General features: G+C 62.8%; 9 protein-coding genes. 7 read left to right on the forward strand and 2 right to left on the reverse strand.

Annotated features, from left to right (window positions below):
- Positions 1-136: 136 nt before the first annotated feature.
- The 6 genes from VKR55_RS08275 to VKR55_RS08305 all read left to right on the forward strand — a co-directional run bounded on the left by VKR55_RS08275 (position 137) and on the right by VKR55_RS08305 (position 8,020).
- Complete coding sequence (locus VKR55_RS08275) at positions 137-748, forward strand: sigma-70 family RNA polymerase sigma factor (RefSeq protein WP_324401627.1); 612 nt, start codon at positions 137-139, stop codon at positions 746-748.
- 248 nt (positions 749-996) lie between these two features.
- Entirely contained in the window at positions 997-2,403 is a 1,407-nt protein-coding gene (locus tag VKR55_RS08280) for a cytochrome ubiquinol oxidase subunit I (RefSeq protein ID WP_324401629.1), read from the forward strand.
- Positions 2,400-3,404, forward strand: coding sequence for a cytochrome d ubiquinol oxidase subunit II (cydB, locus tag VKR55_RS08285; RefSeq protein ID WP_324401631.1), 1,005 nt, complete (start codon positions 2,400-2,402; stop codon positions 3,402-3,404). Before VKR55_RS08280 ends, cydB begins: the two co-directional genes overlap by 4 nt.
- Positions 3,405-3,759: 355 nt before the next feature.
- On the forward strand, positions 3,760-4,356 hold the full coding sequence (locus tag VKR55_RS08295) for a L,D-transpeptidase (RefSeq protein ID WP_324401635.1): 597 nt from the start codon (positions 3,760-3,762) through the stop codon (positions 4,354-4,356).
- 45 nt (positions 4,357-4,401) lie between these two features.
- Positions 4,402-5,442 carry an amino acid ABC transporter substrate-binding protein gene (locus VKR55_RS08300; protein WP_324401637.1) on the forward strand — a complete coding sequence of 347 codons (1,041 nt, stop codon included), beginning with the start codon at positions 4,402-4,404 and terminating at the stop codon, positions 5,440-5,442.
- Positions 5,443-6,685: 1,243 nt separating this feature from the next.
- On the forward strand, positions 6,686-8,020 hold the full coding sequence (locus VKR55_RS08305) for an MFS transporter (protein ID WP_324401639.1): 1,335 nt from the start codon (positions 6,686-6,688) through the stop codon (positions 8,018-8,020).
- A 99-nt stretch (positions 8,021-8,119) separates the two neighbouring features.
- On the opposite strand, the gene VKR55_RS08310 is transcribed toward VKR55_RS08305, so the two are convergent.
- Together VKR55_RS08310 and VKR55_RS08315 are read right to left on the reverse strand one after the other, a co-directional pair.
- Positions 8,120-9,259: an acyl-CoA dehydrogenase family protein gene (locus tag VKR55_RS08310; protein ID WP_324401641.1), complete on the reverse strand. Its 1,140-nt coding sequence runs from the start codon at positions 9,257-9,259 to the stop codon at positions 8,120-8,122.
- Positions 9,260-9,500: 241 nt separating this feature from the next.
- Positions 9,501-10,670 (reverse strand): acyl-CoA dehydrogenase family protein, encoded by a 1,170-nt coding sequence (locus tag VKR55_RS08315; RefSeq protein WP_324401643.1) that lies wholly within the window; start codon positions 10,668-10,670, stop codon positions 9,501-9,503.
- 45 nt (positions 10,671-10,715) lie between these two features.
- Here VKR55_RS08315 and VKR55_RS08320 point away from each other — a divergent pair.
- On the forward strand, positions 10,716-11,310 hold a 595-nt coding region (locus VKR55_RS08320), incomplete at its 3' end, for a Bug family tripartite tricarboxylate transporter substrate binding protein (protein ID WP_324401645.1).

Raw genomic sequence — 11,310 nt, forward strand, 5'->3', positions numbered from 1 at the left:
GGAACGGCCCCGACGAAACAATTCTCCTGCCCAAGAAACCATTTTCTGCTTTTCGAGCAGACATCCCGAAACGTTGCCTCATTAACACTTTGGGGTAACGAAACGCCGCACGAGCGGCGTCACTGGGAGCAGGGTCATGCAGAACGTCGTCGCCATCAACGCTAGAGCACGCCAGAGCATCATCGCTGCTCAGGCGACCTCGGACGAGATGCTCCTGCAAAGCATCGCCGACGGCAACCGGACCGCGATGCACACCCTCTATTCGCGCCACAACGTACGGGTTTACCGCTTCATCCTTCGCATCGTTCGCGACACCACGATGGCCGAGGACCTCGTCAGCCAGGTGTTCATGGATGTTTGGCGTACCGCGAGCCAGTTCGAGGGGCGCTCGCAGGTTTCGACCTGGCTGCTCTCGATCGCCCGCTTCAAGGCGCTGACCTCGCTGCGCCAGCGCAAGTTCGAGGATATCGACCAGGAGGACGTGCGCGAGATCGCCGACCAGGCCGATACGCCCGAAGCTTCCCTTGACCGCTCGACCACCAGCCAGATCCTGCGCGCCTGCGTCGCCAAACTGTCGCCGGCGCACCGGGAGATCATCAATCTCGTGTACTACCATGAGAAGTCGGTGGAAGAAGTCGGCGAGATCATCGGCATCCCGCAGTCGACCGTGAAGACCCGCATGTTCTATGCCCGCAAGCAGCTTGCGGACCTCTTGAAGAACGCCGGCGTCGACAGCCTCGCCGCGTAAGGGATTCTTGGGCCGGCGATGCCGCCGGTCGGCCGCGAAACAAATGAAACATTCGACGAAATCACGCTGAAAAAATCGTCAGTTAGATCAAGACCCATCGAATTTCTCTTCGACCTCCCAAGACCCTCCAGGACCCGGAAAGGATGCCCCCCTTTCCGGGTCGCTCTATTTTGACTGCAAGGCGCATTACCGCTGTCACCTCGCCCATGCTAAACCCGTGCCGGATTGGTGACTAACGGGTGACTGGAATGCCAACGACGTCTTGGGGCTTCGATGCGATTGATCTGGCCCGGGCCCAGTTCGCGTTCACGATGTCGTTCCACATCGTCTTTCCCGCCTTCTCGATCGGCCTTGCCAGCTATCTCGCAGTGCTGGAAGCACGCTGGCTCCTGACCGGGCGCGAGGTCTTCCTCAACCTCTTCAATTACTGGCTCAAGATCTTCGCCGTCGCCTTCGGCATGGGCGTGGTCTCGGGGATCGTGATGTCCTACCAGTTCGGCACCAACTGGTCGGTGTTTGCCGACAAGACCGGCCCGGTCATCGGCCCGTTGATGGCCTATGAGGTGCTGACGGCCTTTTTCCTGGAGGCCGGCTTTCTCGGCGTGATGCTGTTCGGGCTCGATCGTGTCGGCCCGAAGCTGCATTTCTTCGCAACCGCGATGGTTGCGATCGGCACGCTGATCTCGGCGTTCTGGATCCTCTCCGCGAATTCCTGGATGCAGACGCCGGCCGGCTACGCCGTCAACGCCGACGGCCAGTTCGTCGCCGCCGATTGGCTGAAGGTGATCTTCAACCCGTCCTTTCCCTATCGGCTCGTGCACATGGTGCTCGCGGCCTATCTGACGACCGCGCTCGTGGTCGGCGCGGTCGGCGCCTTTCACCTCCTGCGCGACCAGCATCTCGCCGGTCCCCGCGTCATGTTTTCCATGGCCATGTGGATGGCCACTCTCGTGGCGCCGATCCAGATTCTTGCCGGCGACCAGCACGGGCTCAACACGCTGGAACATCAGCCGGTGAAGATCATGGGCATGGAAGGCCACTACCAGAGCCATCCCGATGGCGCGCCCCTGATCCTGTTTGGACTGCCCGACCAGCAGGCAGGCAAGGTGAAATACGCCCTCGAAATTCCCAGGATGGGCTCGCTGATCCTCAAACATTCGCCCAACGCGCCGATGGCGGGCCTCGACACCGTGCCGCGGGAAGACTGGCCGCCGGTGCCGATCACCTTCTGGTCGTTCCGCATCATGGTCGGCCTCGGCTTCCTGATGTTCGGCCTCGGGCTACTGAGCCTGTGGTCACGCTGGCGCGGCACGCTGTTCGAGTGGCGGCCATTGCATCTGTTCGCACTTCTGATGGGACCGGCCGGCTTCATCGCCGTGCTCGCGGGCTGGATCACCACCGAGACGGGACGACAGCCGTTCACCGTGTACGGCCTGCTGCGCACCGCCGATTCCGCCTCTCCGCTCGCCGCACCCGCCGTCGGCTCCTCGCTCGTTGCCTTTGTCATCGTCTATTTCGCGGTGTTCACCGCCGGGGTGATCTATCTCTTGCGCCTGATGGCGCAGCCGCCGCATCCGGGCGAAGCCGGCCCGCCGCGCGAGATGCCGACACGCACCGCCGGCATCACGCCCGCCATCGAGAGCGTCAAGCAATGAGCGCGGCCATCGACCTTGCGACCATCTGGGCGTTCATTATCGCCTTTGCCGTGTTCGTCTATGTTGTGATGGATGGTTTCGATCTCGGCATCGGCATCCTGTTTCCGCTGTTTCCGACGAAAGCGGACCGCGACGTCATCATGAACAGCGTGGCGCCGGTCTGGGACGGCAACGAGACCTGGCTCGTGCTCGGCGGCGGCGGCATGATGGCGGCGTTTCCGCTCGCCTATGCCGTGCTGATGCCCGCGCTCTACACGCCGATGATCGCGATGCTGATCGGACTGATCTTCCGCGGCGTCGCCTTCGAATTCCGATGGCGTACGCAAGGCACAAGCAACCGCTGGGATCTTGCCTTTGCCGGCGGCTCGTGGCTCGCGGCGCTGGCGCAAGGAATTGCACTCGGCGCCATCCTGCAGGGCGTCCATGTCGAGGGACGGCACTATGCCGGCGGCTGGTGGGACTGGCTGACGCCCTTCTCGATTCTGACCGGTGTCTCGCTTGTGATCGGCTACGCGTTTCTCGGCGCGGCCTGGCTGGTGCTCAAGACCGAAGGCCCGCTTCGCGACAAGGCCTATCACCTCTGCTGGTATCTGTTGTTTGCGATGCTGGCGGCGATCGGCACGGTCAGCATCGCGACTCCGTTCCTGCACATCCAATATGCACAGCGCTGGTTCACCTGGCCGAACGTCATCCTGACCGCCCCGGTGCCGATCGCGGTGGCGGTCGCGACCGTGCTGCTGCTCCGCGCGCTCGCGAACAAGCAGGATTCGCAGCCCTTCTATCTTGCCCTTGCTCTATTCGCGCTGTCCTATGCCGGCCTTGGCATCAGCATGTATCCCTATATCGTGCCGCAAAGCATCACCATCTGGCAGGCGGCCTCGCCCGAGAACAGCCAGCTCTTCATGCTGGTCGGCGTCGCGATCCTCATTCCACTCATCCTCGGCTACACCGCCTGGGCCTATTGGGTCTTCCGCGGCAAGGTCCGCGGCGGCTATCACTGATGCCGCCGGAGCCAAGCCAGCGGCCGCTCGCCACGCGCCTGTTGTGGTTTATTGGCCTATGGCTCGCCGGCGTCGGCGCGGTCGGCCTGCTCTCGTTCGGCCTGCACCTTTGGCTAGCGCCAAGATGAACGAAGATGAACGCCGACCGACCGCGTTGTTGGTGCATGATCTTTTCGAAAAACCGCTGCGCACTTTTCCTGATCATGCGCTAACCAACGGAAAGCACACGCATTCCTCGCGGCGTCCGCCTTGAACTTGCCATCAAGCCACCGCTCCATTTTGGCGGTTCCAGTGATTTGCCAATCAATGATACAAACGGCGCGTGGCCGTGCCTTGCCTTAGGAGATTTCTCGAAATGACGAAGCTTCGCCACCTGATCTGGATGTTGACGGCTCTGACGGGTCTCTTGCTCTCGATCTCGACCGGCTATGCGCAGCAGCAACAGGACCCCGGCGACCAGCCAGGTCTCGTCGCCGACGACAGCTTTCGGCTCGATCCGGAATGGCAGAAGCAAGTGGTGCTGTACCGAACCACCGAGCCACCGGGCACCATCATCATCTCGACCGCGGAGCGCCACCTCTACCTGATCGAGCCGGGCGGGCGCGCGCTGCGCTACGGCATCGGCGTCGGCCGTGACGGCTTCCAGTGGCAAGGCAAGCTCACCATCACCAAGAAGGCGGAATGGCCGGACTGGACGCCGCCGCCGGAAATGATCGCTCGCCAGCCCTATTTGCCGCGCTTCATGGCCGGCGGTCCCGGCAACCCGCTCGGGGCGCGGGCGATGTATCTCGGCACCACCGTCTACCGAATCCACGGCACCAACCAGCCCCAGACCATCGGCACGAAAATTTCCTCCGGCTGCTTCCGCCTGGTCAATGCCGACGTCACCGATCTCTACGATCGCGTGCCGGTCGGAACCAGGGTGATCGTGCAGCAGAAGCCCCAACTGTAGCCTGCCTGCTCCCGCCTTTGTTTTATCCTTGATAGAGAGAGACACATGTTTCGCACCTTCCGAGGCGGCCTGACCATCGGGCTCGCGGTCGCCGTTCTCGTTGCCGCCATCGCGCTCACCTATGAGCTCTACGACACCCGCACCCTGAAGCGCACCCTCCGCCGCGGCGAGGTGCTGTGCGGCGTCAACAAGGGCCTGCCGGGGTTCTCGATTCCCGACGACAAGGGCAACTGGACCGGCTTCGACGTCGATTTCTGCCGCGCGGTGGCGTCCGCGATCTTCGACGATCCGAACAAGGCGAAATTCGTTCCGCTCGACGCCAATGAGCGTTTCAAGGAGCTGCAGAACCGCACCGTCGACATCCTGTCGCGCAACTCGACCTGGGATATGTCGCGGGAGCAGAACTACGATCTCTATTTTCCGGCGGTCGCCTACTACGACGGCCAGGGCTTCATGGTGCCGCGCTCGCGCAACATCGAGTCGGCGCTGGACCTGAATGACAGCAAGGTCTGCGTGCAGGGAGCAACGACGACTGCGCTCAATCTCGCCGACTATTTTCGCGTCAACAACATGAAATATGAGGAGATGAAATTTCCTCAGCTCGACCAGGCGGTCAAAGCCTATGAGGATGGCAAGTGCGACACCTTCACCGCCGACGTCTCCCAGCTCTACGCGTTGCGGCTGAATATGCCGAAGCCGGACGACCATGTGATCCTGCCCGACGTGATCTCCAAGGAGCCGCTCGCGCCGGTGGTGCGCCAGCGCGATGACGACTGGATGATGATCGTCAAGTGGACGCTCTACGCGATGATCGATGCCGAAGAGCTCGGCGTCACCTCGAAGAACATCGACGAGGCGCTGAACTCGAAGAAGCCTGAGGTGATGCGGCTCGTCGGCAACGAAGGCACCTATGGCGAGGACCTTGGGCTCACCAAGGACTGGGCCGTGCGCATCATCCGCCATGTCGGCAATTACGGCGAGGTCTATGATCGCAATGTCGGAGCCCAGTCCAAGCTGCACATCCCGCGCGGATTGAACCAGCTCTGGAACGCCGGCGGCATCCAGTACGCGCCGCCGATACGGTAAGAATGCTGTAGGGTGGGCAAAGGCGCGCCAGCGCCGTGCCCACCATTTGTTGCCGATGACACAGATGTAAATGGTGGGCACGCTTGCACCTCGCATGTTGCACGACCGCACGCGTGAGTCGCTTTGCCCACCCTACGAATCTTCGACTTTCAACGAGCCGAACACGAGTCCGCATTCCCGCGGCGCGATTTGCGTCCGAGTGATGCATCTTCGTTGTCCCTCAGAGGACCGAGGGCGCAGGGAATGCCGGGTGCCGTTGCACCCGCAGTCTCGTGTGCAGGAAATGCGCTAGAGAACGCACACGAGCACTCAGCAGGTACAACCGGACACATCCGGCATTCCCCACGCGATGTTTGACGACTTATCCCGTGCTCTCCTCGGCGTACCGGGCTTTGTAGTCACCGTCCCCCCGGGATCATGCCCCAAGGGTTGACACCAGCATCGGGGTGTCGGGACCACACGGTTTCGTCGAACGCTTCCCGCGCGCCTCGTCCCTGCGCGCGACTGCGTCCACCGCAACCCGCCTCACGTTTCGTGACGATTGGCCGTAACGTCCCTCGTACCGAGGCGGGGTGCCGTCAATATGGACACGGCTTCCGATTTTCAGCAATAGCTGATGCCTGCGACAAAGTAACACGACGGGCAATTTGTGCATGGCGGCAATGCGCGGATGGCCGTCGAGCAAAGGCCGGCTCGTTCGCCTGGAGAGACCGCGGTTTCTAAAAATCAGCAAGTGGTCGCGGCATTCAGCGCGTAGGATGGATTGAACGGCGTGAAACCCATCTTGTGGTCGAATTGTCGATGGGTTTCGCTGCGCTCAGCCCATCCCTACGGCTGCGCGACGGCAGTGCGCTGCCGATCCGGGCCCAGGGGCTTGGTCATCCGAATGTGGGTCGCAGCGTTGCTGCGCTGCATCACGTCGGCGCGAGACCGGGTTCGCGGCCAGCCGCACTCCGTCATCCCATTTGAATTTCAACAGTGAGGGCGCGCGGCGTCGTTTCCGCGACGCACGTCACGCGGGCTTTGCGCGATCGCAATGTTTTTGGAGAGAAGCTGTCCCGCGCCCGATAGTGCTCAGGATCAAATCATGTTATTACCGCACATCTGGGCGTCTCTTGATCGAGATCAACGCATGCCCCGGACAACTGCTCTCATATGAAAAACAAGAGCCGGGCAATACCGAGCCATGGAAGCGTTTGACCTGGCAATATCGCGGCGCGATGCGGCCGAGAAGGAGATGGGCATGGCTCAAATGGCTATGGATGAAGCATCCAGAATTCCGAGAAACTTCCGGACCGTGATCATGGCCGCGGCCGCGGGAAACGTTATCGAGTGGTATGACTTCTATATTTTCGGAAGTCTGGCCACGATCCTGTCGGTCAAATTCTTCGAGAAGAGTCACCCCGTTGCGGCTCTGCTCTCGACGATCGCGCTGTTTACCGCGGGCTTCCTGGTTCGCCCGTTGGGCGCATTCGTGTTCGGCTGGCTGGGAGACCGCGTGGGACGCAAATACACGTTCATTATGACGCTCGTCGGCATGGCGCTTGGCACCGGCGCGATCGGGTTGATTCCGACCTTCGATCAGATCGGATTGAGCGCGGCGATCATCCTGTTCTGCCTGCGCATGCTTCAGGGTCTTTGCCTGGGCGGTTCATATGGCGGCGCCATCACCTATGTGGCCGAGCACGTGTCGGACGAACGCCGCGGCTACTATACGGGCTGGCTGCAGACCTCTCCGACACTTGGCATCGTGCTGTCGCTCATCGTGATCATCGCGACACGCAGCTACGCCGGCGAGGATGCGTTCAATGCCTGGGCGTGGCGCATTCCATTCCTGTTCTCCTTCCTGCTCGTGTTCGTCACCCTCTATATGCGCGCCAACTTCGAGGAATCGCCGGTTTACGCGGAGATCAAGGCCAAAGGGATCACCAGCAGCAACCCGTGGCGTGACGCCTTCCTCAATCCGACCAATCTGAAGTATGTGGTCATCGCAACCATCGTGGTCCTGGGCGAGGGCGTGGTCTGGTACTCGAGCCAGTTCTGGGCATTGTTCTATCTGCAGACGGTTTCCAAGGTGGATACGCTGACCAGCGCGCTGATCGTGGGAATCGGGTTGGTGATCGGCACGCCGTCGCTGGTGTTCTTCGGCTGGCTGTCCGATATCGTCGGCCGCAAGCTGATTATCCTGGGGGGCTTCTTCCTGGCAGCGGTGACTTACTATCCGCTGTACGTGTGGCTCGGGTCGGTCACGCAGCCTGGCAATGTCAACATGCCGATTGCCATCCTCATCGTCATCATCCTCGTCTGTTACGTGGGCATGGTGTACGGTCCGATCGGCGCGTTCCTTGCCGAATTCTTCCCCGGCCGCATCCGTTATACGGCGGTCTCCATGCCGTACATGATCGGCAATGGCTGGGGCGGCGGCTTGGTGCCGTTCATCACCACGGCGGCCTACCAGTCGACCGGCAGCCTCGCTTACGCGCTGATCTATCCGATTGCGGTTCCGGCTGTGTGCCTGATCCTGAGCCTGTTCCTCATGCCCGAGACCAGCAAAAACAGCATCTGGGCACATGAATGACAACAGGCTTGGCATCATTGTGGGCCTGCAGTCTGCGAGCACCGGGTTGAGCCAAGGGCGCGCATTCGCGCGCTGGCTCAACCCACCCTGCGCCTCACCTCAATAGCTCCGCATCCGCGCGAGCTGATCGGCGTGATAATTGGCGTCGCCGAACAGCTCCTCGCAGACGCGGGCGCGCTTCATGAAGAAGCCGATGTCGAACTGGTCGGTCATGCCCATGCCGCCATGCATCTGCACGCCCTCCTGCACCGCGCGCGTTGCGGTGGTGCCGGCGCGCGCCTTCGCAACAGCCACTGCGGCGGCGGCCTTGTCGAATTGACCGTCGAGCGCCTGCAATGCTTTCAGCACGGCGGCGCGGGTGATCTCGATGTCGATATAAAGCTGGGCCGCGCGGTGCTGCAGCGCCTGGAATTCGCCGATCGCCCTGCCGAACTGCTTGCGTTCCTTCAGGTACGTCACCGTGCGGGAAAACACCTCTTCGCTCAGGCCCACCATCTCGGAAGCCACCGCGCCGCGGCCGATATTGAGCACGCCTTCGAGCAGCGCAAAGCCCTGGTCGACTTCGCCGAGCACATGGTCGGCATCGATCTCGACCTGATCGAAATCGATGCGCGCGGCGTTGTGGGCATCGACCATGATGGTGCGCTCGGTCGATAGGCCCTTGGCCTTGGGGTCGACCAAAAACAGCGTGACGCCGTCGCGTTCGCCGGGCGAGCCCGCCGTGCGCGCCGCGACGATGAAGAGATCGGCGACGTGACCGTCGACCACCAGCGCCTTAGCGCCAGAGAGCCTGAAGCCATTGCCCGAGCGAACGGCCTTGAGCGCGGTCTGCAGCGGGCGGTGCTTGGAGCCCTCATCGACGGCGAGCGCTGCAATCAACGCGCCCGAAGAAATCCTGGGCAGATGCTCGGACTTCTGCGCCGCGCTGCCGCCGCGCGAGAGCGCGGACGCCGCGAGCACCGCGCTCGACAAAAACGGCGACGGCATCAGGGTGCGGCCGATCTCCTCCATCACCACGCCGGCCTCGACAAAACCGAGCCCGCTGCCGCCGAACTCCTCGGCAACCAGCAGGCCGGCAAATCCCATTTCGGCAAATTCCTTCCAGAACTCGCGCGAGAAGCCGGTGGCGTCCTTGGTGTCGCGCAGATGGCGCAGATGCGACACCGGCGCCTTGTCTGAGATCAGGCCGCGCGCGCTGTCGCGCAGCATCGATTGTTCTTCGGTGAGGACGAGGGCCATAAAGTGTTTCCGCTTGTTGTAGAGATATTGAGATCGTCATTCCGGGATGGCCCGAAGGGCCAGGCCCGGAATCCATATCCCCCGGCGCGCTTGGCCCTTGGGCCATTCGCGCAAAATAAGCAAAGCCATGCGCGCCTCTGTTAGTTTCCGCGAATGCGGCAAGCCGCAAGCGCGGGGTGGTTATGGATTCCGGGCTCGCGACTGCGTCGCGCCCCGGAATGACAGGTTGTTAAAGTGTGCCTCACGCCCCCGGCAGGTCGAGGATGCGTTTGGCGACGATGCCGAGCATCACCTCGCTGGTGCCACCCTCGATCGAGTTGGCCTTGGTGCGCAGCCAGGCGCGCGGACGGGCGCCGCCGCGGGAGCGATCGCTTTCCCATTCCAGCGCGTCGATGCCGCCGGCCGACATCAGGATCTCGTAGCGGCGCTTGTTGAGCTCGGTGCCGTAGTATTTCATCGCCGAGGAGAAGGCCGGATGCGCCTGTCCGGCTTTCGCGAGATCGACCATGCGCTCGGCAGCAGCGGCGAGCGCCGCTTCGTCCACTTCGAACGAGGCGATCTGGCTGCGCAGCACGGGGTCCTCGAGGCGGCCCTGCTCGTCGGCGCCGATGGAATCGGCCGCGATCTGGCCGAGCGGACGGCCCACGCCGCGCTCACCCATGCCCGAGATCATCGCGCGTTCATGCTGCAAAAGATATTTCGCAACATCCCAGCCGCGATTGACCTGACCCACCACATGCGATTTCGGCACGCGGACATTGTCAAAGAAGGTCTCGCAGAACGGCGAATAGCCGGAGATCAGCAGGATCGGCTTGGTCGAGACGCCCCTGGACGTCATGTCGAACAGGATGAAGCTGATGCCGTCGTGCTTCTTCGCCGTTGGATCGGTGCGCACCAGGCAGAAGATCCAGTCGGCGTAATGCGCGAGCGTGGTCCAGGTCTTCTGCCCGTTCACCACGTAGTGGTCGCCCTCGCGCACCGCGCGTGTCTTCAACGACGCGAGGTCCGATCCCGATCCCGGCTCGGAATAGCCCTGGCACCAGAAGACATCGCCCGCGTACATGGGCGGCAGGAAGCGCTTCTGCTGCTCGGGCGTGCCGAAGCGAAACAGCACCGCCGCGCACATCGTGACGCCGAACGGGATGATCGGCGGCGCGCCCGCGTAGCCGCACTCCTCCTCGAAGATGTAGCGCTGCACGACCGACCAGCCGGTGCCGCCTGCCTCCTTCGGCCACCACGGCGCGATCCAGCCCTTCTTCGCGAGGATGCGGTGCCAGCGCAGCAAGTCCTCGCGGCTCATGTCGTCGTGCGTCTCGACCTTGCGCCGCAGGTCCCCGGGAAGGTTCGCGCGCAGCCACGCGCGCACCTCGTCGCGGAATGCCAGCTCGTCGGGGGAGTAGTCCAGATCCATGGCCGCAGACAGTGTAATCTCACTCGCCCGAGGAGGAGAAAACACATGTCGATCCGCCGTCTCATCGGTGTGGCGCTCGCCGCGTTCGCCGTCGCCTCGCCCGCGTGGTCCCAGTCGCCGTACCCGAGCAAGCCGATCCGCTGGATCGTGCCCTACACTCCGGGCGGCATCACCGATTCCGTGACGCGGCTCGTGGCCGAGAAGCTCGGCGAGCGCCTCGGCCAGCCGGTCGTGATCGAGAACCGGCCCGGCGCCAACAGCATCGTCGGCGCGGAGTTCGTCGCCAAGGCTCCGCCCGACGGCTACACGATGCTCACCGTCATCGCCGCGCACGCCGCGAATGCGACTCTTTACGCCGGCAAGCTCAACTTCGATCCGGTGAAAAGCTTCGAGCCGATCTCGCTCGTCGCGGTCGCCCCGCTCATCCTCACCGTCAACAAGGATTTTCCGGTGAAGGACGTGAAGGAGCTCATCGCCTACGCGAAGGCGCATCCGAACCAGGTGTCGTTCGGCTCGAGCGGCATCGGATCCGCCACGCACCTCACGTGCGAGCTGCTCAAGCAGACCGCCGGGATCGAGATGGTGCACGTGCCGTACAAGGGCACGCAGCCGGCGCTCGCCGCGGAGCTCGCCGGCGACC

It is taken from the genome of Bradyrhizobium sp., from assembly GCF_035309285.1.
GTDB lineage: Bacteria > Pseudomonadota > Alphaproteobacteria > Rhizobiales > Xanthobacteraceae > Bradyrhizobium.